This is a genomic window from Alteromonas halophila, from assembly GCF_014651815.1.
Lineage (GTDB): Bacteria > Pseudomonadota > Gammaproteobacteria > Enterobacterales > Alteromonadaceae > Alteromonas > Alteromonas halophila.
In genome coordinates, this window is the sequence record NZ_BMXP01000002.1 from 518,096 (window position 1) to 541,949 (window position 23,854).

A 23,854-nucleotide genomic window follows, 5' to 3' on the forward strand; every position below is an offset into this window, starting at 1 on the left:
CAAGTGCTGGTCAGCGAACCAGCAGCACGACTCACCACTTTGCCGGACCCAGTATCAACACTATGGATAATTTAGTCGAAGTAGACAATATGACGTTCAGCCGTGGCGACCGGCTCATCTATGAGAATGTGTCGCTGAAGGTGCCAAAGGGAAAAATTACGGCGGTCATGGGCCCAAGTGGTATTGGCAAAACAACTCTGTTGAAACTGATCGGAGGCCAGCTAACTCCTCAGCAAGGAGATATTCGCTTTGACGGTGAATCTCTGGTCAATATGAGCCGGCGGCGACTTTATGCGATTAGGCGGCGCATGAGTATGCTGTTTCAAAGCGGGGCGCTGTTTACGGATATGACCGTGTTTGACAATGTGGCCTTCCCTCTGCGGGAGCATACCCGCCTGAGCGAAGATATTATTGCCACCATTGTGGCGCTAAAATTACAGGCAGTAGGTCTGCGTGGCGCGGCAAAAATGACGCCCAGTGAACTGTCTGGAGGTATGGCCCGGCGCGCGGCGCTGGCCCGGTCTATTGCCTTAGACCCTGATCTTATTATGTATGATGAACCCTTCGCCGGACAGGATCCCATCTCTATGGGCGTGCTGGTTAAATTGATCCGGGCTTTAAATGATGCCCTTAACTTAACCAGCATTGTTGTTACCCACGACGTCTCAGAAGTACTGACCATTGCCGACTATATCTACATTCTGGCTGACAAGCGGGTCATCGGCGAGGGCACCAGTGAGCAAATCCGCAACAGTGATTCTGAGCTGGTACAGCAATTTCTCAAAGGCCAGGCTGATGGCCCGGTTCCGTTTCACTATACTGCCCCGCCTCTGGAAGAGAGTCTGTTTGGAGGTCAGTCATGAACAGTATTGCAGCAATAGGAGCGAGTACCTTATCCCGACTGGCGGCTGTAGGTCGCGCCGGCCTGATGCTTTTTGGTGCGTTGCTGGCGGTGCCACGACTCAAGAATGTTCCACTGACCGTTAAACAGTTGTACGTGGTAGGTGTGCAGTCGCTGCTGATTATTATGGTCTCCGGATTATTTATCGGCATGGTGATGGCCCTGCAGGGCTATACAATTTTGATCGATTACGGCGCAGAGGCCAGTCTGGGACCAATGGTGGCATTGTCGCTGCTACGTGAACTGGGACCTGTCGTTACGGCCTTGTTGTTCGCCGGCAGAGCAGGGTCGGCACTGACCGCTGAAATCGGGCTGATGAAAGCGACCGAACAATTAAGCAGCCTTGAAATGATGGCCGTCGATCCGCTTCGCCGTATCGTCGCGCCACGTTTTTGGGCCGGCATGATTGCGATGCCTATGCTGGCACTTATTTTCAGTGCCATTGGCATTCTTGGTGGTCATATGGTCGGCGTCGACTGGCTCGGCGTTGATGCGGGCAGTTACTGGTCAGTTATGCAGTCGACCGTAGAATGGGACAAAGATGTGGTCAACGGCATCATAAAAAGCCTTGTTTTTGCCCTGGTTGTGACCTGGATTGCCATATTTAAGGGGTACGATTCAGTGCCCACTTCGGAAGGGATCAGCAAAGCAACCACGCAAACCGTTGTTTTTTCATCGCTGGCGGTACTGGGGCTGGACTTTGTTTTAACGGCGCTGATGTTTGGGATCGAGTAGGGGGATTGGATGAATAAATATAAAACGGAATTGATGGTGGGTATATTTGTTGTGCTCACTGTGGCGGCGCTGTTATTACTGGCGCTGAAAGTGGCAAACCAGACTATGTCGAATGAAGGTGAAAGCTATACGTTATATGCCAAATTCGACAATATCGGGAGCCTGAAAACCCGCTCCGCTGTCAAGCTGGGCGGCGTGACAATAGGCCGTGTGGAGTCCATCAATCTCGATAAAGACGATTTTACGCCTGTTGTCGAGCTGAGCATTTTGGAAAAGTACACCGGTTTCCCTGAAACCAGCTCGGTGTCGATTCTTACCTCCGGGCTGTTAGGCGAGCAATATGTCGGGTTTCAGCCTGGCTTTAGCTTCGATGGTGTGGCAGAGCTGAAAGACGGTGACTATCTGCAGGATACCAAATCAGCGCTGGTCCTTGAGGACCTGATCGGACAATTTTTGTTTAATCGTGGCGGTGACGAAAACTAATTGTAATGAGTACGGTCTGATCCATGAGAGACGTAACGACTTCGTTACTAATGATTATTTATAGGAGATTGACGTTGAAAAAACTGATACTTGCCGCGGGCCTGATGATGTTCGCTCTGACCTCCGGGGTTCAGGCACAGGAAGTAAATGAACAAAACCCGTACGAACTGGTTAAAGATGTGGCGACGCAAACCTTTGATCGCATTAAAGACAATCGCGATGCGATAAAAGCGGATCCGGAAATGCTGCGTACCATTATGGAAGAAGAGCTGGTTCCGCATATCGATTATCAATTTGCGGCATTTATGGTGCTGGGCAAGCACTTTAAATCTGTACCTAAGGACAAGCTGGGTGATTATGTCAGTACGTTTCGTAAGTATCTGGTCACTACCTATGCCAGTGCCATGGGGTATTATGACAATCAAAAAGTGCTGTTTGAGCCTGAGACCGAGTTTGAAGATAAGAAGTCTGTGACAGTGCGGGCGGTGATCAAAGATCCCTCGCGGCCTGATATCAAAATTGCCTTCAAAGTGCGTAAAGATGGCCGCACTAATCAATGGAAGGCGTATGACATGGTTGCGGAAGGCATTAGTATGCTGAACAGCAAACGTAGCGAGTTTGAGTCTATTCTGCGTCAGGATGGCATTGATGAAGTCATAGCAATTATGCAGGACAAGATTTCTCAGCCTGTCGAACTGAAAGATTTAGGCTCCGAGGAAGATGCGGCGTGAGCCTCTTCGATCTTAACCAACAGGGCACGGTAAGCGTTCACGGCAACCTGGATCGTGATACACTTACCGGCAACTGGTGGCAACAGCTTAGCCCGGCACAGCAAAGTATGCTGAATGACCAGGGGCGTTGTACCTTCGACTTAAGTGATGTCGAACGCGTTGACAGTGCAGGTCTTGCCTGGCTTATCAACGCGGTGCGCGATGCCAGACAGCGCAGTCTCGAAATACGAATCAGTGAGCCTCCGGCAAAGCTGCTCAAGCTGGCAAAAATAAGCGACGTCGACACGCTTTTACCGCTAAACTAGCGGCATCATTCACTTTTCATCTTATTGGTAGTTTATGGATTTTTCTGATATCGAAACCCTGCTTAAAGACGCGCTGGATCTGGACGAGGTCCATGTAACCGGTGATGGCTCTCACTATACGATTATTGCAGTGAGCGACAGCTTTAGTGAGATGAGCCGGGTGAAACGTCAGCAGGCCATATACGGCCCTCTGTCAGAGAAAATCGCGGATGGTTCAATGCATGCCATTTCGATTAAAACCTTCTCAGTCAAAGACTGGGAACGCGAGCGTCAGTTTCACGTGCCTCAATAATCATCGGAAGTCCTGATTGTGGATAAGTTAGTCATCAAAAAAAGCCCGCCGCTGGATGGGCGTGTGCGTATATCCGGGGCAAAAAATGCGGCGCTGCCATTGCTTATGACCAGCCTGCTTACCAACAAAGCCTGTCGTTACACCAATGTGCCACAACTTCGTGACATCAATACCACCGTCGCGCTGTTAAAAGAGCTGGGCGTTGAGGTGTCACGCCCGGACAATAACGAGGTGATGCTAAACGCGGCCTCGCTTAACAGTGTTACCGCTTCTTACGAGCTGGTTCGGACCATGCGGGCGTCAATTCTGGTGCTGGGGCCGTTACTGGCCAGTCAGGGCAAAGCGAACGTCTCGCTGCCCGGCGGCTGTGCAATTGGCGCGCGACCTGTAAACCTCCACCTCAGCGGTCTGGAGAAAATGGGGGCCGAGATAGAAGTCGATGAAGGCTATATTCGAGCAACCGTTGACGGGCGACTGAAAGGCGCACGTATTTTCATGGACATGGTCAGTGTTGGCGCGACGGAAAACCTGATGATGGCGGCCAGTCTGGCAGAGGGCAAAACCATACTGGAAAATGCGGCCAGAGAGCCCGAGATTGTGGATCTGGCGAATTGTCTGAACCAGATGGGCGCGAAGGTGACAGGTGCGGGAACCGACAATATCCATATTGAAGGGGTGGCATCGCTCAATGGCTGTGATTACCGGGTACTGCCCGACCGCATTGAGACTGGTACCTTTCTGGTGGCTGCGGCGGCAAGCGGTGGCAAGGTCCGCTGTGAAGCAGCAGCACCGGACACGCTGGATGCGGTGCTGGACAAATTGGAACAGGCGGGTGCCCATATCACCATCGGAGACGACTGGATTGAGCTGGATATGCAGGGTAAAAAGCCACGGGCTGTGAAGGTCAAAACCGCCCCGCATCCTGGCTTTCCCACCGATATGCAGGCTCAGTTTGTCACTCTGAACTGTATTGCAACCGGCTCTGGTGTGGTCACCGAAACGATTTTTGAAAATCGTTTTATGCATGTGCCCGAGCTGCAGCGAATGGGGGCTGATATTGCGCTTGAGGGGAACAGTGCAATGTCGAAAGGCGGCTCCGAATTAAAAGGGGCGCCGGTGATGGCTACGGATTTACGCGCCTCTGCCAGCCTGGTAATAGCCGGCTTAATTGCTGAGGGAGAAACCGACGTTAACCGCATCTATCATCTGGATCGCGGATATGAGTCTATCGAAGATAAATTATCAGCGCTAGGTGCCAATATCCGGCGTGATAAAGAATAAAAAAAGCGCCGGTCGGCGCTTTTTTTTGCATGACTGACCCGCCCTAAATAGCGTTGACACTTTTCTGATTTAATCAGAAGAGTGTTGTTCAATCGAATGGCAAGAGAACGTAACGCAAAGAATCCCAATTATTAAACCTGGCTGTTGCAGACCAGGTCGAAAAGGACGAACCAGCCCTGCCAGCAGGCTCAGGGTCTGGCTGAAGGACGACTGAATTCCTGGGCGCCCAGTTCGGCGACAACCACGTTCATGGTCAGCAGGTCACCGTCGCGGCTGACTTCCAGCTCCAGTTCGGTGCCGGGATCCGTTTCAGCTATCATATCCAGCGTTTTAGAGGCACTCTCAAGACGAATACCATCAATGGCCAGAAGAATGTCGCCTTGCGTCAGCCCGGCTTTGTCGGCAGGACTGTTTTGTGCCACTGCCGTTACCTCAATACCCGGACGGCCCCGGTATTCGCTACCAATGAAGCCCAGCTGGCCGCGGGTGACTTTACCGTTGGTAATAATCTCTTCCATGACCCGTTTAGCCAGTTCATAGGGGACGGCGAAATTAATTCCATCGACATTGCGAACACGGTTACGGGAGTCTCTGATCTGGAAATTGGCATTGGTGATGCCAAGTAAGATGCCGTTACTGTCAACCAGAGCTCCGCCTGAGTTCCCCTGATTGAGGACGGCGTCAGTCTGAATAAAGTCGACATAATTGGATAAACCGTTTCTGCCAGCACGGCTAACAATACCATGTGTGATTGTCTGGCCGAGATCAAAAGGGTTGCCGATGGCCATTACCGTGTCACCCACATGGGTGTCAGGCTCATCCACCTGAGGAATTACATGCAGGTTGTCCGCCGATACTTTTAAAACGGCAAGGTCGGTGAGCTGATCACTGCCGGTAATCTGTGCTTCTAACACCCGCCCGTCCTGCACTGCTACAAAAATACTGTCGGCGTCTTTCACGACATGATGACAGGTAAGAATATAGCCATTGTCAGTCATGATCACACCTGAGCCCAGGCTGGCGCGCTCACGGGGCTGATTGCGAAATAGCCCGGTATCATTCTCAATACTGACACTGTAGATATTGACGACGGCGGGAGCACTGCGGCTCAATGCGTCAAAATGACTGTCGCGGGTGGCACTGACCGGTGGTTCGGAAAACCAGCCTTTGGTCAGACCCGGACCGCTGCGAAGCTCCGGCACAACGACAAGAATCAGGCCAGCAACAATGAGGCCCAAAATTACAGATTTGGTTAAAAACCAGAAAAACTGTCTTGATGACACAATCTACACTTCTTTATCGTTGCCCCTTTGCACAACGTGATGATAAAGAGGCGGATTTGATTATCAACGGGAAGCATAACACTGAACGCTTACGACACCAATGACGGCTTGTCGCCAAATATGGTCACTTAACCGGGGGGGCCAACCATTATGAACACGGTACGGAGCGGTAAGATTAAGACAAGATAGCAGCCCTTACCCAGGAGCTCGTGGCGGGTAAGGGCTGAAAGGGCTAATCGTTATGGGGAACGATTCTGGCGGTATAGCCGCCGCCAGGTGCCAGCGTCATATCAAGCACTGTGCTGCGATCAACGTTTTTTTCTATGACTTTATAGTCTTCTGCCCATCGATCAGCGTTTATACCATCCTGAAAAATCACTATGTCAAAGCGCCCCTCTGGCAGAAAGTCCAGTGACAATGGCAATGTTCTGGGGTGCTCGTCGTTCATTGCGCCAACGAACCAGTTGTCACCAGCACGCCGGGCGACTGCCACATAATCCCCAATCTTTCCATGCAGTGGAATGGTCTCATCCCAAACGGTAGGGACTTTAGCAATAAAACCGGCGCTTTCTGACTCTTCACGGTAGCGCGTGGGCGAATCCGCCATCATTTGCAAAGGGCTTTCAAATACGGTGAACATGGCCATTTGATGTACCCGCGTTGTCTGACTCATGGGGCGGTTAAAGCGAATGGCAAAGTCCTTGTGGTTCTCATCTTTACCATTATAGGTAACGGCCTCGAACGCTGCCGGCCCGACCGCATTAGACATTGCTCCTGGTGTATAATCCATTGGCCCGGCCACCATTCGGATAAATGGCAGGGTAGTATTATGCTCAGGGGTACTTTCGTCACTCCATTTATTCCACTCAAGACCTTTAACACCTTCGCGGGTGATGACATTGGGGTAGGTTCGACGAAGACCCGCTGGCTTGTATGCGCCGTGAAAATCTACCAGCAGGTTACGTTCTGCCGCCGCTTCGGCAATTTTCCAGTAAAAATTGACCATTTCCTGATCATCGCGCTGAAAAAAGTCCGGCTTGATGCCTACAGCGCCAAGGCTGGCAAAACGATCCATGGCCTCTTCAAACTGCTCATACAACGTAAGCCAGGTCGCCCACAGAATGATTCCTACACCTTTTTGCTTAGCATAAGCGATGATTTCCGGGACATCGAAGCCGTCTACAGAGCCCATTAAATCACCCAGTGGATACCAGCCCTCGTCCAGGATCACGTACTCAATGCCGTAGTCGGCGGCAAAATCGATGTAGTATTTATAGGTCTCGGTATTGAGCCCCGCCTTAAAGTCGACGCCGTGTATGTTATTGGCGTTATACCAGTCCCAGGCAACCTTTCCGGGTTTTATCCAGCTGGTATCTGCTATTTTTGATGGCTCGGCCAGTTGATAAGACAGCTGATTGGTGAGTAAGTCTGAATCAGAGCTGGCAACAGCCAGAATACGCCAGGGAAAATCGCGGGAACCAGTCGTTTCTGCTATATAATCAGCGCGTTCGGTTACTGGTTGGTTGCGGTCCTCCCAGGGGGGAGCACCCATTTCGGTTTTTGTTGGCAGACGGGGGAACGTACCTTTGAGAGCGTTATTGCCAGTGCCTGACAGCCACATTCCTGCGTAGTCTCGCAGTGCCGTTTCGGTGAGCAGTACATTGCCTGCATCCGTCTTGACCAGACCAGGCAGACTACCTAGCTGTGAATCACTTATTTCACTGGCTGGGGTAACTGTATAGCTTCGCTCGTTGTGTGAATAAAAGCTCTCTTCCTCAGCAAAGTAGACCTGCGCCTGGCCGGCAAAATTAAACTCAGCAAGTTCGCCGGTGACCACCAGTCGCTCATCCACGTCGGTACTGAAACGATAGGCCAGGCCATCATTGAACACCCGAAATGTGATATGTTTACCACTTTCGAAGCTGACAGAAAGTTCATTAAAGTGGTCTCTGATTGACTGGCTTTTAACTTTGACTTCCGGGCTGAGCACGCGGTCAATTTCGCGGCGGGCAATATTTTTTACCACCGCTGACTGTGTAAACGACGGCGTCTGCCGGGTTAACAAATCAATGCGGGAGGGGGCTAGCAAAGGTTTGCCATGGTAATCGACCGCATAGGTGACATCGTCATTCACGGTAATGCTCACTTTGATGTGGCTGTCAGGAGAAACAACCTGCAGCGTTTTGGCATTGCCTGTGGGGGTGCCAAGTAGCATTAGCAGTGCTACCAGACAAGCTGAGTAGAAGTTCTTATTCATGAAACCACCTGTAAATGTAATGAGATTTTACACTACATTAACACGTACCTGGATGAAGAAGGGTAAACGATTAACCTAAATTCCAAAATAATCTTAATCGATTAAGTTTTAACTGCTGCTGGAATAAAAAGTAAGCAGTCTGCTGGACCTCAGAGGCGGGCGACCGAGTCCCGTTTCACAATGGTCGGCGTATATTTGAAGGTCAGTCCTTCTTCAGGGGCAGTGCCTGATGCATATTTTAGCGCAAGTTCAGCGGCTTTGGCCGCCATCATCTCAATCGGGTAGCGCAAAGTAGTAAGTTTAGGGCGGCAATATTTGGCTAACAGGACATCGTCATAGCCAATAATCGACACCTGTTCTGGCACATCGATTCCGTGGTCCTGCATCACTGCCATGGCGCCGGCAGCCATGGCATCATTGTAAGCCAGCAGCGCTGTAAAATGGGTGCCGGTGGCGAGCAGGTTCTGCATGGCCAGTTCACCCCCTTCCTGATCAGGTGTGGCATATTCGATCATACTGTCTGGCAGCGTCAGACCGGCGTTACTGGTAGCCAGCCGGATCCCTTCAAGCCGCTGAGCAGGGTCATCAATCTGGTAGTGCGAACTGATGAGGGCTAAATGCTCGTGGCCCTGCCGAATGGCATACTCTGCCATCAGACGCCCGCCGGTGACATTGTCCAGCCACACGCAACGATTAGCGATGGCCGGAATATAGCGGTTAATAAGAACGAAACCGGGAATTTGATTAGCAAAGGCAATGAGCGTGTCGTCGTCTAGCGTTTTGCTGTGAACGACCATGGCTTCGACACGGTGCTCAAGCAATGTTTCAATCGCTTTGAGCTCGGTTTCTCTGGCAATGGAGCCGGCGCTGAGCAGAATTTGCACATTCTGTTTACGGGTAACGGTTTCTACACCGTGCGCCAGCGTGGCGAAAAATGGATCATGCAGCTCGGCAATCACGACCCCCAGCGAAGCGCTGCGCTGAGTAACCAGTGCCCGCGCGTTCGCATTCGGCCGGTAGCCTAATTCCTTCATGATCGTTTTAACCCGTTCACGGGTTTTAGCGCCGACTTTCGGGCCATCATTGATAACACGTGAGACTGTTGCCAGTGAAACACCGGCGGCCTGCGCTATGTCTTTTATTGTTGCCATACACTTCGCTGTCAGATTGTGGGGCGGGCGAGCGCTCAAACAGAATTGTTACTGCATTGTGGTAGAGTAACTCAGTCTGGGTCAGTTTGGTAAGACCTGAACTTAAAAAACGTATGTTCAATGCGACTGAAAACGTATACCCTGATTTTGCTGTTCCTAACTTACCTTTATACAAAGGAGCCTCAAGCGATGCAAGCCACACAGTCAACCTTCGGCACGCTGGACGGGGAGTCCGTGTCCTGTTTTACCTTACAAAACGCAGCGGGAATGCGGGTCAGTATACTTGACCTGGGCGGCATCATTCAGGGGCTATGGGTACCAGATCGCTACCAAAACCCGCATCGCTGTGTACAGGGTTTTGATTCAGTGGCGGCGTACCTGGAAGATACTGGTTATCAGGGGGCGATTGTCGGACGGTATGCCAACCGAATTGGTCACGGCACCTTTAGTCTTGATGGTAAAACCTATCAACTGGATATTAATGGCGGCGAGCATCACCTGCACGGCGGATTCAGTGGCTTTCATCAACGGCGCTGGCAATCGGAGCTCATCTCGGAAGCTGATGCGTCGGGTGTACGGCTTTCCCTGACCAGTAAAGACGGCGAAGCAGGGTTTCCCGGCACACTGAATATTACAGCAGAATATCGTTTGTATGAGGATTGTCGCCTGACACTGACGCTGCATGCCGATACCTCTGCGCCGACGCCGGTAAGCATGACTCAGCATGCCTACTTTAGCCTCAGCAATGAGGTTGTGACAGAGAGTTTTCTGCAGCTTAACGCCAATGCAATGACCGCAGTGGATGCATCACTGCTTCCCACGGGCGAAATTATTCCTGTTGCAGCGTCGCCCTTTGATTTCAGGCGCCTGACCCGTATAGGCGATAACGTCAGAGCTGGCCACCCATTATTTGATCAGGTGGGCGGTTATGATCACAACTTCGTTCTTAATGTGGGCAGCGGCGAGCCCAGTGCTACCTTATATGCGCCCGACACGGGCATATGTATGATGCTGTCAACCAGTATGCCAGGCATGCAGGTTTACACAGGCTCGCTGAAAGACACTCAGGGCTCCACAATATGCCTGGAGCCTCAGTTTTTTCCTGACACACCCAACCAGCCTACATTTCCAGACTGCATCGTGCGCCCGCAAACGCCTTATCAGGCCACTATCAGCTACCAGTTTTCCGTCAGGTAGGTCTGTTCAGAAGGCGTTAGTAACAACCGCGAAAAAAATCTTGTTAATAAATTGATCAGCATCCCGACTTGCTATAGTATCGAAGGGTAAAACGTTTAACCTTATGCTGCCGAGGCATCAGCCCGGCAGATCTCAAAAGAGGGTGGTAACACGATTATGTCACAGGCTGTTGATCTGACTAACGAACCGCACCGTCGCTATAATCCCCTGACGGGCGACTGGGTGCTGGTTTCACCGCACCGGGCCAAGCGTCCCTGGCAGGGACAGTCTGAGCCTTCTGCGCAGGAACAAAAGCCGGCCTACGATCCTGATTGTTATCTTTGTGCCGGAAATACGCGGGTAAATGGTGAAAAAAATCCCGATTATACCGGCACCTATGTGTTCGAGAATGATTTTGCAGCACTAAAGCCTGACACCCCCGAGGCAGCACAGGACGATCCATTATTCCGTTTTGAAACAGAGCAGGGGTGCAGCCGGGTGATTTGTTTTTCACCCGATCACAGCAAAAGCCTGCCAGAGTTAACCGCTGCTGAGCGCGAAGCCGTGGTAGTCTGCTGGAAAGCCCAGACACAGGAGCTTGGAGAACGCTTTACCTGGGTTCAGGTATTTGAGAACAAAGGGGCGGTGATGGGGTGTTCTAACCCTCACCCGCATGGTCAGGTCTGGGCGCAGCAACATTTGCCTACCGAACCGGCAAAAAAGCTGGCGCAGTTTTCTAATTACTATGACACACATGGCCGAACTTTATTAAGTGATTATGTTGCCAAGGAGCGTGAGAAAAAAGAGCGCATTGTGTGTGATAACGGCGACTGGGTCGTGGTAGTTCCTTACTGGGCAGCCTGGCCGTTTGAAACGCTGCTGCTGCCAACATTCAACATCTCCTCGCTGGCGGAGCTGGAAGATACCCAGGCAGCGTCACTGGCTGATATTGTCGGACAGATTACCACCCGCTATGACAATTTGTTTGAAACCTCTTTCCCTTATTCTATGGGCTGGCACAGTGCACCATCTGATGGACAGGCGCACCCGGAGTGGGGGCTGCACGCACACTTTTATCCGCCATTGCTGCGGTCAGCCAGTGTCAAAAAGTTTATGGTTGGCTATGAAATGATGGCAGAGGCGCAGCGCGATCTTACCCCTGAACAGGCCGCCACGCGGTTACAGCAGCTGTCTGATGTCCACTATAAGGTAAGTGGAGGGAGCGCATGAGTGACGCGATTCTCACACAGGGCTTTGCTACGGCGTTTGACCAGCAACCCACGGTGGTCAGTCATGCGCCAGGAAGGGTTAACCTGATTGGTGAGCATACGGACTACAATCAGGGTTTCGTGTTTCCGGCCGCCATTAATTTTGGTACCTGGGTTGGGGCGTCGAAGCGCAATGATCGAAATTGTGAGGTAGTAGCGCTGGATCTGGACCATCAGCGTAACCGGTTCGCACTGGATAGCATTACGCTGGACAAACAGCAGGGCTGGGCTAACTACGTGCGCGGTGTCATGAAGATACTGCAGGAAACCTTTGATGTGCCCTGTGGGATTAACCTGGCTGTGACAGGAAACGTCCCGCAGGGCGCCGGACTCAGTTCGTCAGCCTCGTTTGAGATGGCGGTGCTCAAAGCCGTCAGTGAATTACTGGACCTGGACCTTGATGGCGTGAATGCCGCGTTAATCGGTCAGCGTGCCGAAAACGAGTTTGTGGGCTGCTCCTGCGGGATCATGGATCAGCTGATTTCTGCAATGGGACGAAAAGATCACGCGATGCTGCTTGATTGTCAGTCACTCACCTTTGATCATTCGACCCTGCCAGACGCGTTACATATTGTCATCATCAACTCGAATGTGAAACGCGGGTTAGTGGACAGTGAATACAATCTGCGTCGGCAACAGTGTGAAGAGGCCGCTGCACTGCTGGGTGTGGCTTCGTTGCGGGAGGTCAGTCAGAGCATGCTTGAGGCCGCACGCGATACCTTGCCAGATGTGGTGTACCGCCGTGCCCGCCATATCGTGGCCGAGAACCAGCGCACGCACACCATGTTCAGTGCGCTAAAACGTGGTGACATTGCCACGGTCAGCGATGCCATGGCCGCCTCGCATGCCTCTATGCGTGATGACTTTGAAATTACCGTGGAACCGATTGATTATCTGGTGAGCCTGATTTCAGAATTCTTAGGTGAACGGGGCGGTGTCAGGATGACTGGCGGCGGCTTTGGCGGCTGTGTCGTCGCGCTGGTCCCGGTGGACCTGGTAGCAGATGTGAAGTCACTGGTATCACAACATTACTTTTCTCACAGCGGTCTGACCGCTGATCTCTATGACTGTACGGCAACCAAGGGCGCGTTTACGGTCTGATTCCCTTATTTTATGGTGTGTCCCTTGGGCGCTGCACTTACTTCGGTAGTCAGCGCCTTCTTTTTGTCTGCGTCTGGCACGCCCGCGGCATCTTCCCTAATACGTACTGTTATCCCTGTATCCGACTGACACCTATAAAAAAGGCAGCGCCAAGCGCTGCCTTTTGCTTGTTTTATTCACCCGGTGACACGGTGAACTGATAGAAGTAGTCGCGCCAGGGAAGCGTATATTTGAACAGGGGCGGTGTCATCCACGAGTCGGTACCTGCCACACCGCGTTGCTTATAGTCGATATTCACATAAAGGTTATTGGTTGACGGGATTTGATGGGGATGGGTGCCCGGCTTTTCGAACTGATCATAGTCCAGCATATCGTGATATTCTGCATTGAAGCCAATTAAGGGCTCACCGGCGAACGTCAAAGACGCACTGTCCTGGCCAGCAAATGTCACGTTATACACGTCCGAGCGGTGCCCATTTTCCTGGGGGCGCACGTAGTCATGAGACAGCGCCTCAATCGGCAGCTGGTAGCGGCCAAAATGGGCAGACCGTTTGCGATCCCAGTAACTTTCATGCGGTCCCCGACCAAACCAGCTGACCTGATCATAATCGCCCGCTAACACCAGGCGCTGGCCCAGCCGGGGTAGTTCAGGATAAAAATGGTTTGGTGCGGCAAGAAACGCAACATCCACCGTCATACTGCCATCGTCAGTGAAGTGATAGGTACTCTGGTAACGACTTTCTACCGGTGATAAGAAATGCTCAGTGAACAGTTCTATGCCGTCATCTTTTTCGCGTATTTCAAACGTGGTCAGCGACGCGTGGCGATGCAGTTGTTGCCAGACCCGGGCTTTTTCCGGAAAGCCTTCGCCAAAGTCATTATCTGTCGGTGCGCGCCAGAACCAGGGCACCATAGGCTCAGCAAGTAATGAGGCGCCGGCGGTACGGATGTCGGTTAACCAGCCGCTTTGCGTATTGAAGCGGTATTGGTTATTGCCCGCGCGGACAATCAGGGCATGTTTTTCCTGTTTTATGGCGTCAGGGCCTACCAACCCTGGCGTCTTTCTGAGCTCGGTGTAGGGCAGGTCAAACTGTGCCGAGGCCATCGTCTGACCTTTAGCAACGCCCACACTTTCCTGCGCCGCCTGTATTTCCACGTTCAGATGATATCGCTTGCCCTTTGCCAGTGTCGTGTCGAGCGGCAGCGTCAATGATTGCGCGTCACGCGGGCCGGCTGTCAGAGCAATGGGCTCGCCTTGTTGAACCGGGCGGCCATTTTCCAGTAGTGTCCAGCTCAGCACGCGGTCAGACAAGTCAGTGAAGAAACGGCGGTTAAAAATCTCGATAGTGCCGGTTGATGGATCCGCAGCGGTTACGTCAACATCCTGATACACATGCTTTACTTCGAATGCGTGTGGATGTAGTTCGCGGTTTGCGGTCAGTACACCATTGGCCGAGAAATTACCGTCATGATAAACCCCCTCGGCTTCAAAATCGCCGCCATAGCCCTGATACGTCTTGCCCTGTTCAGTGCGTGCGGTGATAGTCTGATCCACCCAGTCCCAGATAAATCCACCCTGCAGCGAATCATGCGTCCGGATAAGATCCCAGTACTCACCAAGGTTACCGACCGAGTTGCCCATCGCATGTTCGTACTCACATAAAATCATGGGACGATCGCTGCCAAGCTCGACAAAGTGCTCCATCAATCCAATGGTGGCGTACATCTGTGCGTACATGTCGGTATGCGGGCGCATTTGTGCCTGCTCAGACATAACCGGTAATGTGCTGCGCTGCTTCAGCCAGTGGTATAGCGCTTCGGTGTTGGGGCCATCGCCGGTTTCATTGCCAATCGACAGGATCACGACCGACGCATGATTTTTGCTGGCTTCGTACATATTACGAACACGGTCGATATACGCGTCGCGCCACTCGGGCAACGACACCATATGGGTCGCCTGCTCGTAAAAATGCCCCTGATTGGCAACGCCTATGCCATGAGATTCAATATTGGCTTCGTCGACCATGTACATGCCCACTTCATCCGCCAGGGCATACCAGTAAGGGTTATTGGGATAATGTGAGTTGCGCACGGCATTAATATTCAGGCTTTTCATCAGCGCCATATCCTGACGCATCGACTCAGGCGTAATGACATGCCCGGTATCCGGATCATGTTCATGGCGATTTACGCCTTTAAACAGAACTGGCTGCCCGTTAATCAGCACGTTGCCGTTTTTCAGCTCGCTGCGGCGGAAGCCTGCACGCAGCCAGACGGTTTGTGTGGCCTTACCCGCGGCGTTTAGCAGTTGCAGCCGCAACGGATACAGGGTCGGCGACTCTTCTGACCAGGCGTCGACATTGGTCACTGTGTGTGAGAGCGAGTCTGCTGCTGATAAGGCACTTGCCTGCTGCCATAGCTGACTGCCATCCGGGCTATAGAGTGTGGCTTCGATGCGGGCATCGGCAACAGCATTGCCTGCACCGGTTACATTAATACTCAGCTCGCCATGGGTATAACTGTCGTCCAGCGTGGCATCGGTATGAACATCCTGAATATAGGTGGCAGGCGTTTTGTACAGATACACATCCCGTTCAATACCATTGAGCCGCCACATATCCTGAAGTTCTAAAAAAGAGCCGTCAGACCACTGATAGACTTCCATCGCGATGACATTGTCACCGGCAGCGAGGAAGGGGGTCACATCAAACTCAGCGGCGGTCTTACTGTCCTGAGAATACCCCACATACTCACCGTTGACCCATACTTTCACCGCAGACTTGACGGCGCCGATATACAACACGACCCGTTCATCCTGCCAGTCGCCGGGCAGTGAAACGACTTTACGGTAGCGTCCGGTCATATTCTTATCCGGCGGCAGTTTGCCTACTTCGGGCTCCTCTATGGCCCAGTCAGCAGCCATATTAACGTAGTTGGGACTGGCAAATCCTTCCAGCTCCCAGTTTCCCGGCACGGCAATCTGCGACCAGCCGGAGGCATCGAAATCCGGCTCCATAAAATCGCCGGGGCCGGCCGACGGGTGGCGGGCCAGATCAAACTGCCACTGACCGTTCAGCGACAGATAATCATCGCTTTGCCAGGGCAAGTACTGAAAAGCGCCGGGGTCGCTGGAAAAAGCATAAAAGTGTGCGCGGGCCGGTAATCTGTTGTCTGACACTACACTGGGGTCGTTCCAGGAAAATCGTTGCATGGTCGTCTCCTTAGCCTGCGCGGCTGTGATAAATCCAGAAAGAATGATGAGTAACAGCAGTGCGCCCATCCGGTTGTATTTCATCGTGAGCTCCTGATTGATGTGACTGCATAGTTACAGGATGTTAACATAGGTAAAACGTTTACAAAATGAAATAATGGTCCGGCCTCAGGCATCAGAAAAGTCTGGCTGAGGCTGCCATATAAAGCGGGATCCCTGATGATAGTCGGTTCAAGAACCTAACAAAAACACTACACAGATAGAGAGGATGGTTGGATGAAAGTAGCAAAATTTCTGGCATTGTCTGCATGGGTAATTGCAGGCACATCGGCGGCAGGACAACAGCAGGGACAGGCGTTGTATAAGCCGTTCCCAGAGGACGTGACGCCTGAACTGAGCGCACCGGGTGAATACGCGGTGGGTGTGAAAACCATGACGGTTACGATACCCGACCAGCCGCAGGATCTGTCGGGCGAGCGTGGTCCGCGTGGGCTTACGCTGGAAGTCTGGTATCCGGCCACCGAGCGTGGCGCTGCCACCACCTATGAAGATCAAACGCGTTCCGGAAAAACCTTTGTTATTCAGGCTGACGCGACCCGCGATGCGCCTGTTGCCGCCTCAGATACCCCATATCCGTTGGTCGTACTGTCGCACGGTTATACCGGCTACCGGACCATTATGTATTATCTGGGTGAGCATCTGGCGTCACATGGCTATGTTGTGGCGGGTATTGATCACAGTGGTTCAACCAATGCAGATGTTGATATGAAAAACGCCCCGTATGCCGGCTTTCCCAACACACTGCTGAACCGCTCCCGTGACCAGTTGCATACGTTGCAGGCACTGAATGCTGACGAGACGTTTGGCAAGGCTATTGATGCGTCTGCAGCGGGACTCATTGGCTACTCCATGGGGGGCTATGGCGCAGTGAATACGGTGGGGGGCTGTTACGACTTTGGCGAGGGCGCGGTGAAGCGGCTCACCGGCGCCGATAACGCTGACGCGATTGGCGCGCTACAGTCGCAGCTCAATACCTGTGCCGGTGGTCAGTCAGACGTTGATCCCCGCTGGAAAGCCATGATGGCACTGGCACCCTGGGGTGGGCAGCTACGTGTTTTTGATCCGGCTGAACTGGCAGCGATAGCAGTACCGACGCTTTATGTGGCAGGCGAATTTGATGATATCTCGGGGTATGATGGTGTGCGCTGGCTGTTTGAGAATACCACGGGTGCACCGGGCTACCTGCTTACCATCCATAACGCACGTCACAATATTGCCGCGCATCCAGCGCCGGCCGAGGCGATGGGGACTGAACTGGATTTGGGCCATTATCTTGAACCAGCCTGGCGAACGCAGTCACTCAATGCCATTAATGAGCATTTCGCGCTGGCACTGATGAATTGTTATGTCAAAAATATCAATGCTGACTGTGACTACCTGAAAGTCCGTGGCAGCAGCGCCCAGGTCCCGGCGAATGGCGAAACGCCGCCTCCCTGGAAAGGCTTCGACAACCGCTTTGCACTGGGGCTGAGCATGGAGGCAAACGACTCCGCTGACGCGCAATAGCGTACGGTGGCAGAATGTGCGCAGTGTATAAGGCTGCGCACGCAGCACAGCGGTTTTATACCTCGCTGAGATGAAATATCAGCGAGGTTTGCGGGAACAGTACTGGCAGCTGCAGGCCGCCATGCAGTAGGACCTCACCGCTGAACACCTGGCCTTCAATCACACTTAACACCGACGGGGAGTATTCGGCGGGCTGCTCTGGCCAAATCAGGCTGAGCCGATAGCTTTTGTCGGCGGCAAGCCCGTGAAAACGAAATTTTCCCGGCGTAGTGCGCGTGGTTTCTTTGATACTGTTATAGGCGTACAGAGCGTCAGACTTGTTTTGTGAAACAATGCCGAAACAGACATTCAGGCCATCTTCATCGAAGCGATACATGTCGCCACTGTGAATAAGACTACGGTGTTGCTTGTAAAGCGCGAATGCGCGGGCTAGCACGTTACGTTCATGCCCGGTCAGCTCACGCGGATCCATTTCCATGCCCATATGACCAAATAACGCCACCGCTGCCCGGGTTTCAATAGGAATATGCCGGCCGGTAATATGACAGTCACGCGGTCCGACATGTGCGCCCATAATTTCAGGCGGGAAGAAGAAGCTGAAACCACGCTGTATTTCCAGCCGATCCAGGGCGTCGTTGGAATCAGACGTCCAGAAGCGGTCGGTATGGGCCAGAATGCCTAAATCTATGCGTCCGCCACCCGAACAACAGCTCTCAATTTCAAGCTGAGGATGCGCGTCGCGCACTCGGGCAAGCAAGCGGTACAGGGCGCGAGTCTGGGCATGCACCGCCGGTTTTCCGGCCAGATTGCCGGGGTGGTTTATATCCCGGTTCATGTCCCATTTAATGTAGCTGATCGCCGGGTACGTGTTCATGACATCGTCGATTTGTGCGAACAGGTAATCGACCACGTCGCTATTGGTCAGATCAAGCACGTACTGGTTGCGAAACGGCACCTGCGGGTGTGAATCTACAGACAGGACCCATTCGGGGTGAGCCCGGTACAGATCGCTGTCGGGGTTAACCATCTCCGGTTCAAACCAAATACCAAACTCCATGCCCAGCGACGTCACATGCTCAATAAGCGGTCCGAGCCCCTCAGGGTATATGGCTTTATCAACCTGCCAGTCACCCAGCCCGGCGTTATCTGCACGGCGTCCTTTAAACCAGCCGTCATCCAGTACAAAGCGCTCCACACCAAGAGGGGCAACACTATCGGCCAGCGCTTTTAGGGTGGCCGGGTCATGATCAAAATAAATCCCTTCCCAGGTGTTGTAATGTACCGGGCGTGGCTTAACGTCGGGTGTGTGAGACAGCACATTGGCGCGAATATAGTGATGAAACTGGCGTGAAAGATGACCAAAGCCGGCGTGACTGTAGCCCACATACAGCACCGGAGATGTATAGCTGTCACCGCTTGTCAGTGTCACTTCGCCAGGTAGCAGCAGCTCACCGAGCTGTGCATAGGCACGCCCGTCTGCCATAAGCTCGACGCGCGTGCGGTGGTTGCCGCTGGAACCTAAATGAAACCCATAGCATTCACCTTGCAGCTCACTGGTAAACGGGGCACAGGTTATAAAACCAGGAAAGGTATCGTGGGAGGTTTTGCCGCGGCGGTTTTCCCGCACATAACTGCCCATGAAAAGATCATGGTCCTGGGTTTGAAATTCTGCTGACCAGCGCCCTTCAAACGCCTTAAGCCGGGTCATTCCATCCGCAATGGGCACGGTAGCCGCGGACAGCCATGCCAGGGTTATGTCGGCATCTCCCGCGTTTTTGATATGGCTTTGAAAAGTTGCCAGTTGCGCGTATTCGTCCAGTGTTATGGTATGAATAAGCGTAAGCCCGCGACTGTCATCTTCGCTGTGCAGTTCAAGCCGGTCCTGGGACTGTTCTACGCGCTTCAGGGTGAAGGCTGCAGCCCACTGGTCCGCCGGACCATGCAGTTCAATGCCGGGCGCGCCGGTGAACCCTTCGCCATGGCTGGGGGTAATTGACAGCGGCGGCTCAACAGCGGGGGCACATTTTGCTTCCTGCCGGGTAAAAAGCTGTGACAGCATCGCCGGACTCTCGTCGCTATGCAGCCGGTGACCGTAATATAGGATCGCAGGTGCCCGGCCCTGGCAATCTACGATTAGGCTGGTTGTGCGGTTATGCAAACACGCGAAAGAAGGAAGCTGAGACATGGCTGACCCCGTTATTCGGAAGAGTAAAGTAGTAAGCATCCCTTGTTGTTATTAACGTGCTGTGATCAGTATGTTAAAAGCAGAAAGGGTAAACGTTTTCTTGAATGATACCGGCCCATACAGATTTATCAATAAAATGTCGTACGGTGATAAGCGGCAGTTTAACTCAGCTGTACAGACTGAACCGGCTGGCCTTTTTGCCTGGCAAGCTGAACTAACCGATTAAACTGCCTCAGTGATAACAGCATGGCATGGATCGCGGTCAGCATTCCATTGTCATGCAACTGCTTTAAAGTTTCGGCGGAAAGGTTTCCCAGACATGTCTCATCAACGGTGAACATGCCGGTAAGTTCGTTGCTCTGCCCATCAATGTCTGTGATCCTGACAGTCAGGGGCTTCAATAACTGCTGGTCACTCAGGGTCTTAATAAACTGCTCGGCGCGCGGTGCGCCACTGGCCAGTTCTTTGAGCAATGTCTGTCGTTGTTTTAGCAGTGGCGTTGGCGCATGATCCGCGCTGAACAGGCGTTGCCCCGAGGCCTGCCATAGCGGGCTTTTCTCATCGATCAGCGTGAGCAGGCGCTGGTCTTCCACGGCATAATTAAAGGGCGCGACCTGCACACTCATTGGAACCACATGCCCCTGCCAGCTTTCGCCGGCGAACAGGTTAGTATTTGCCGTTAACCCAAAAAGGGCGCTTAGCGCCGGCTTATCACTATCTGGCGCCAGCACGACGACCGGCATACAACTGGCAACCGCGACAATTTCCTGAAACACCAGCGCGGCAATCTGTGATTTTTCGGCATGTCTGAAACCGGGATCACTGATTAATGAAAGCGCATGATGCCGTTGCGCGTTGAGTACTACATAGTTAGGTGAGGTCACCGTTGTGCTCCGCTATCGTGTGAGGCTATCGAGCAGCGCGCGGTGTGACGGCAGCGCTGCGAGCAGCTTCTCAGTTAAAAGGGCATTGAAAGAAAATTGTTGACTGGCAAAATCGCTATCGGCGAACGTGCGCAGGTTATCCGGGCAAGTCCGTCCCTGCATGCCATAGAACACATAGCGGTAACTCTGTGCTGAAAATACGTCTGCCCGGTGCGCAAAATCGTCATCCATCGGCGGGCGGTACTGCCACTCTTCAAGCAGTTCCTGAAGCGTATCAGGCAACGTCGAGGCGCGTCGGTTCTCAACCCAGAACGCCTCAGGACGGTTACTCAGCGCATAATGCAGCTTCAGAAACCTGATGGCACTTTGCCATTGGTGAGACAGTGTCTCGTTGTAGCGTTTTGCAACCTGCGGCAGGGTGGTTGAATGCGCTGGCAACTGCGTCGCCAGTAGTGTAGCTCCCTGCTCAATCAACATCAGTGCCGAGGCTTCAAGTGGCTCCAGAAAGCCCGCTGACAAGCCAATGCCAACGCAGTTTTTCACCCAGGGCGTTTCATTGTAGGCGGTATGAAACCGAATCTTCCGGGTCGGTGGCATGGCCGTGTCATCAACCCCAAGATAACGACCTAACTGATGGTATGCCTCGTCATCACTGACAAAGTCTGAGCAATAAACATGGCCGACGCCGCGCCGGTGCTGCAAACCGATATCCCATATCCAGCCGGCTTGCTGCGCGGTTGAACCGGTATAGCAGGCTACCGGTTGTGAGGGGGACGCATAGGGTTGCTGACAAACCAGCGCTGTGTCTGCGAAAAGCACATCCGAAGCGTCTTTTTTACACGTTCCTAAGGCCTCATCAAGCAGCAAAGATCGAAAGCCCGAGCAGTCTGCAAACAGGTCGGCAGTTAACGCCCCCTGACGGGCTGTGACCACGCTGGCAATGCCGTGGTCAGCACAGTTGACACTAACCACGTCATCAACGATGTGGCGCACACCCAGCGCTCGGGTTGCGTGTTCCCGCAACAGGGCGATAAATTGCGTGGCATCCAGATGGTATCCATAATTGATGGCGGGCCCGCGCCAGGTCGGGTCGTCAGACTTCGGGGCGACCCCAGCCTCGCACAGTGCCGGCTGAAAACACACCGCGTCAGCATAGGGCGTGTGTGTATGGCTTGCCAGCCAGTGTGGCGTGATATCCGCGGTGGCCGAGCCTTGCGGCGCTGAAAATGGATGATAATAGCTATTGCCGGTGTCACGGCGATGCCAGTCGGTAAAGCGACTGGCCTGCTTGAACGTGGCTGACGCACGGCGGATAAGCGTGTCCTCGCTGATGCCTATTTTACGTAGCGTTTCCCGCATGGTGGGCCAGGTGCCTTCACCCACGCCTATTGGGCCGACCGTGTCGGACTCTACCAGCGTAATGCGAAGCGCTGCACCCGGGATGTGCTGCTGACTGGCGGCAAGCAGCGAGGCGGTTAACCAGCCCGCGGTGCCGCCACCGACGATCAGTACATGTTGAATGGGGGCCGACATGGCTTTTTCCCTACCTTACTGTCAGTCAACCAGTCGTCCCCGCCATTGCGCGCGTTGTCCAAACACCAGCCGGTTGGTGCAAAGCGCAACAGTGATACAGGCAAGCAGAGTGACCAGCATCAGATGAATATAATGCAGCGCAAACGGGGCGTGAACAAAACTGAAAAATGCATATAACAACACGCCAAACGCCACCGCAATGATCCCGGCATACGGGTTTACATTGTTAAACAGCAGTCCGACGATAAAAATTGAGAGAATAGGCATACTCAGCAGGCCATACAGTTCCTGTAGCAGATTGATAATACTCTCGGCCTGCGCATACAAAGGTACCATAAGCAGCGACACCACCGTCAGGATGGCCGTCACGATGCCGCCCAGGCGCGCCACTTTCGGCGATTTATCAATATAGGCTTCGTGAATATCGCACACATACAGCGCCGTGGCCGAATTCAGATTACTGTTATAAGTGGTCAGCACAGCGGCGGCCAGTGCAGCAGCAAATACGCCGGACAGCCAGTTTGGCAGCACATCGCCCACCAGTGTGCCGTACGCGGCATCATTGATATCGCCGTAAAGTTTATACGAGATAATGCCGGGAACGACAATAATCGAGGGAACGATGATAAAGCGAATCAGCGCAGCCGCATAGACGCCCTTTTGTGCTTCCTTTACATTTGGAGCCGCCATGGCGCGCTGGGTGATCGTCTGATTGGTGCTCCAGTAAAAGGTCTGAATGAAGATCATTCCCGTGAGCAGTGTGTGCCAGGGCAGCGGCGAATCACTGTCTCCGATCAGAGTAAGCCGGTCTGCAGGGATGCCGCTAAAATCAAAGTCGATAGCGACAAGTGCCAGTATCACGACCACAATCGCCATCACCAGCAGTAATACGCCGGAGTAGGTGTCTGATACGGCAACCGCACGCAGACCACCGAATATCGCGTAGAGCGCACCGATCAGTGCAAAGGTGGTCGCCACCGCCATCAGCGGCAAGTCCAGGTCGAACATGTTGATCATAAACAGAGAGCCTGAGTAGATCACCGCCGGCATAAAGATAAGGCTGCTGCCAAGGAAAAAAAGTAATCCGATAATTGCGCGTATATGCTTGTTTTTATATCTTTTTTCCAGCAACTCGGTGGTAGTAGTACAACCGTAATGGTAGTACACGGGAATGAATATTTTGGCAAGAATGAGCAGGCCGGCGACAGCGGCAAATTCCCACCATGCCAACAGCGCCATCTGGTTTCCATTCATGCCCACGAGCTGGTCGGTACTTAAATTGGTTAACGTGATGGAGCCGGCAACGAAAATCCACGTCAGGCCGCCCCCTGCAAGAAAGTACTCTTTATTTTCACTGGCCTTGCTGTGTCCGTGACCGCGGCATTTTAGGTAAGTTAACAGCCCTATGAATGCGGTAACGACAACGAAAACAAAAATCTGGATATTACTACCTGACACGCATATCTCCTTACCCGATGACACCACAAAATCAGGTGCCTGGCTTGATGGCA

General features: G+C 52.9%; 19 protein-coding genes. 11 read left to right on the forward strand and 8 right to left on the reverse strand.

Features of this window, described 5'->3' with window-relative positions:
* Positions 1-62: 62 nt before the first annotated feature.
* The 7 genes from IE054_RS06365 (at position 63) to murA (ending at position 4,728) form a co-directional block, all read left to right on the forward strand.
* Positions 63-863, forward strand: a complete 801-nt coding sequence (locus IE054_RS06365; protein ID WP_189404472.1) for an ATP-binding cassette domain-containing protein — start codon at positions 63-65, stop codon at positions 861-863.
* Positions 860-1,636: a lipid asymmetry maintenance ABC transporter permease subunit MlaE gene (gene mlaE, locus IE054_RS06370; protein ID WP_189404474.1), complete on the forward strand. Its 777-nt coding sequence runs from the start codon at positions 860-862 to the stop codon at positions 1,634-1,636. The genes IE054_RS06365 and mlaE overlap by 4 nt, the downstream gene beginning before the upstream one ends.
* A gap of 9 nt (positions 1,637-1,645) precedes the next feature.
* Positions 1,646-2,119, forward strand: coding sequence for an outer membrane lipid asymmetry maintenance protein MlaD (mlaD, locus tag IE054_RS06375; RefSeq protein WP_189404476.1), 474 nt, complete (start codon positions 1,646-1,648; stop codon positions 2,117-2,119).
* 104 nt (positions 2,120-2,223) lie between these two features.
* On the forward strand, positions 2,224-2,850 hold the full coding sequence (locus tag IE054_RS06380; RefSeq protein ID WP_373293847.1) for an MlaC/ttg2D family ABC transporter substrate-binding protein: 627 nt from the start codon (positions 2,224-2,226) through the stop codon (positions 2,848-2,850).
* A complete protein-coding gene (locus IE054_RS06385; RefSeq protein ID WP_189404481.1) occupies positions 2,847-3,155 on the forward strand; it encodes an STAS domain-containing protein in 309 nt (102 codons plus the stop codon). The genes IE054_RS06380 and IE054_RS06385 overlap by 4 nt, the downstream gene beginning before the upstream one ends.
* Before the next feature lie 34 nt (positions 3,156-3,189).
* A complete protein-coding gene (locus tag IE054_RS06390; RefSeq protein WP_189404483.1) occupies positions 3,190-3,447 on the forward strand; it encodes a BolA family protein in 258 nt (85 codons plus the stop codon).
* A gap of 18 nt (positions 3,448-3,465) precedes the next feature.
* Positions 3,466-4,728, forward strand: coding sequence for a UDP-N-acetylglucosamine 1-carboxyvinyltransferase (murA, locus tag IE054_RS06395; protein ID WP_189404485.1), 1,263 nt, complete (start codon positions 3,466-3,468; stop codon positions 4,726-4,728).
* 188 nt (positions 4,729-4,916) lie between these two features.
* Here the strand turns inward: murA and IE054_RS06400 are convergent, their stop codons facing one another.
* The 3 genes from IE054_RS06400 to IE054_RS06410 all read right to left on the reverse strand — a co-directional run bounded on the left by IE054_RS06400 (position 4,917) and on the right by IE054_RS06410 (position 9,419).
* Positions 4,917-6,011: a trypsin-like peptidase domain-containing protein gene (locus IE054_RS06400; protein WP_189404487.1), complete on the reverse strand. Its 1,095-nt coding sequence runs from the start codon at positions 6,009-6,011 to the stop codon at positions 4,917-4,919.
* A gap of 232 nt (positions 6,012-6,243) precedes the next feature.
* Positions 6,244-8,268, reverse strand: a complete 2,025-nt coding sequence (locus IE054_RS06405) for a glycoside hydrolase family 97 protein (RefSeq protein ID WP_189404489.1) — start codon at positions 8,266-8,268, stop codon at positions 6,244-6,246.
* A gap of 149 nt (positions 8,269-8,417) precedes the next feature.
* Positions 8,418-9,419, reverse strand: a complete 1,002-nt coding sequence (locus IE054_RS06410) for a LacI family DNA-binding transcriptional regulator (protein WP_189404490.1) — start codon at positions 9,417-9,419, stop codon at positions 8,418-8,420.
* Between the two features lie 189 nt (positions 9,420-9,608).
* Between IE054_RS06410 and IE054_RS06415 the strand changes: the two genes are divergently transcribed.
* The 3 genes from IE054_RS06415 to galK all read left to right on the forward strand — a co-directional run bounded on the left by IE054_RS06415 (position 9,609) and on the right by galK (position 12,964).
* Positions 9,609-10,616 carry an aldose epimerase family protein gene (locus IE054_RS06415; protein WP_189404492.1) on the forward strand — a complete coding sequence of 336 codons (1,008 nt, stop codon included), beginning with the start codon at positions 9,609-9,611 and terminating at the stop codon, positions 10,614-10,616.
* Positions 10,617-10,772: 156 nt separating this feature from the next.
* Entirely contained in the window at positions 10,773-11,825 is a 1,053-nt protein-coding gene (locus IE054_RS06420) for a UDP-glucose--hexose-1-phosphate uridylyltransferase (RefSeq protein ID WP_189404494.1), read from the forward strand.
* A complete protein-coding gene (galK, locus tag IE054_RS06425) occupies positions 11,822-12,964 on the forward strand; it encodes a galactokinase (protein ID WP_189404496.1) in 1,143 nt (380 codons plus the stop codon). Before IE054_RS06420 ends, galK begins: the two co-directional genes overlap by 4 nt.
* 172 nt (positions 12,965-13,136) lie before the next feature.
* Here the strand turns inward: galK and IE054_RS06430 are convergent, their stop codons facing one another.
* Entirely contained in the window at positions 13,137-16,259 is a 3,123-nt protein-coding gene (locus tag IE054_RS06430) for a glycoside hydrolase family 2 TIM barrel-domain containing protein (RefSeq protein ID WP_229805021.1), read from the reverse strand.
* Between the two features lie 192 nt (positions 16,260-16,451).
* On the opposite strand from IE054_RS06430, the gene IE054_RS06435 reads away from it, so the two are divergent.
* The gene (locus IE054_RS06435) at positions 16,452-17,741 is read left to right on the forward strand and encodes an alpha/beta hydrolase family protein (RefSeq protein WP_189404498.1); all 1,290 of its coding nucleotides are present in this window, start codon (positions 16,452-16,454) and stop codon (positions 17,739-17,741) included.
* Between the two features lie 55 nt (positions 17,742-17,796).
* Here the strand turns inward: IE054_RS06435 and IE054_RS06440 are convergent, their stop codons facing one another.
* From IE054_RS06440 to IE054_RS06455, 4 genes are all read right to left on the reverse strand, one after another.
* Entirely contained in the window at positions 17,797-19,926 is a 2,130-nt protein-coding gene (locus tag IE054_RS06440) for an alpha-galactosidase (protein WP_189404499.1), read from the reverse strand.
* A gap of 161 nt (positions 19,927-20,087) precedes the next feature.
* Positions 20,088-20,810 (reverse strand): SapC family protein, encoded by a 723-nt coding sequence (locus IE054_RS06445; RefSeq protein WP_189404501.1) that lies wholly within the window; start codon positions 20,808-20,810, stop codon positions 20,088-20,090.
* Positions 20,811-20,822: 12 nt separating this feature from the next.
* Positions 20,823-22,343: a tryptophan halogenase family protein gene (locus IE054_RS06450; RefSeq protein WP_189404504.1), complete on the reverse strand. Its 1,521-nt coding sequence runs from the start codon at positions 22,341-22,343 to the stop codon at positions 20,823-20,825.
* Between the two features lie 21 nt (positions 22,344-22,364).
* Positions 22,365-23,801: an SLC5 family protein gene (locus tag IE054_RS06455; RefSeq protein WP_189404506.1), complete on the reverse strand. Its 1,437-nt coding sequence runs from the start codon at positions 23,799-23,801 to the stop codon at positions 22,365-22,367.
* Positions 23,802-23,854 lie beyond the last annotated feature (53 nt).

What these genes read in the sequence shown, in the direction of transcription:
- IE054_RS06365 (WP_189404472.1), top strand. Translation starts at nt 63, where the DNA reads ATGGATAATTTAGTCGAAGTAGACAATATGACGTTCAGCCGTGGCGAC.
- mlaE (WP_189404474.1), top strand. Translation starts at nt 860, where the DNA reads ATGAACAGTATTGCAGCAATAGGAGCGAGTACCTTATCCCGACTGGCG.
- mlaD (WP_189404476.1), top strand. Translation starts at nt 1,646, where the DNA reads ATGAATAAATATAAAACGGAATTGATGGTGGGTATATTTGTTGTGCTC.
- IE054_RS06380 (WP_373293847.1), top strand. Translation starts at nt 2,224, where the DNA reads ATGATGTTCGCTCTGACCTCCGGGGTTCAGGCACAGGAAGTAAATGAA.
- IE054_RS06390 (WP_189404483.1), top strand. Translation starts at nt 3,190, where the DNA reads ATGGATTTTTCTGATATCGAAACCCTGCTTAAAGACGCGCTGGATCTG.
- IE054_RS06405 (WP_189404489.1), bottom strand. Translation starts at nt 8,268, where the DNA reads ATGAATAAGAACTTCTACTCAGCTTGTCTGGTAGCACTGCTAATGCTA.
- IE054_RS06410 (WP_189404490.1), bottom strand. Translation starts at nt 9,419, where the DNA reads ATGGCAACAATAAAAGACATAGCGCAGGCCGCCGGTGTTTCACTGGCA.
- IE054_RS06415 (WP_189404492.1), top strand. Translation starts at nt 9,609, where the DNA reads ATGCAAGCCACACAGTCAACCTTCGGCACGCTGGACGGGGAGTCCGTG.
- IE054_RS06420 (WP_189404494.1), top strand. Translation starts at nt 10,773, where the DNA reads ATGTCACAGGCTGTTGATCTGACTAACGAACCGCACCGTCGCTATAAT.
- galK (WP_189404496.1), top strand. Translation starts at nt 11,822, where the DNA reads ATGAGTGACGCGATTCTCACACAGGGCTTTGCTACGGCGTTTGACCAG.
- IE054_RS06430 (WP_229805021.1), bottom strand. Translation starts at nt 16,259, where the DNA reads ATGAAATACAACCGGATGGGCGCACTGCTGTTACTCATCATTCTTTCT.
- IE054_RS06435 (WP_189404498.1), top strand. Translation starts at nt 16,452, where the DNA reads ATGAAAGTAGCAAAATTTCTGGCATTGTCTGCATGGGTAATTGCAGGC.
- IE054_RS06440 (WP_189404499.1), bottom strand. Translation starts at nt 19,926, where the DNA reads ATGTCTCAGCTTCCTTCTTTCGCGTGTTTGCATAACCGCACAACCAGC.
- IE054_RS06450 (WP_189404504.1), bottom strand. Translation starts at nt 22,343, where the DNA reads ATGTCGGCCCCCATTCAACATGTACTGATCGTCGGTGGCGGCACCGCG.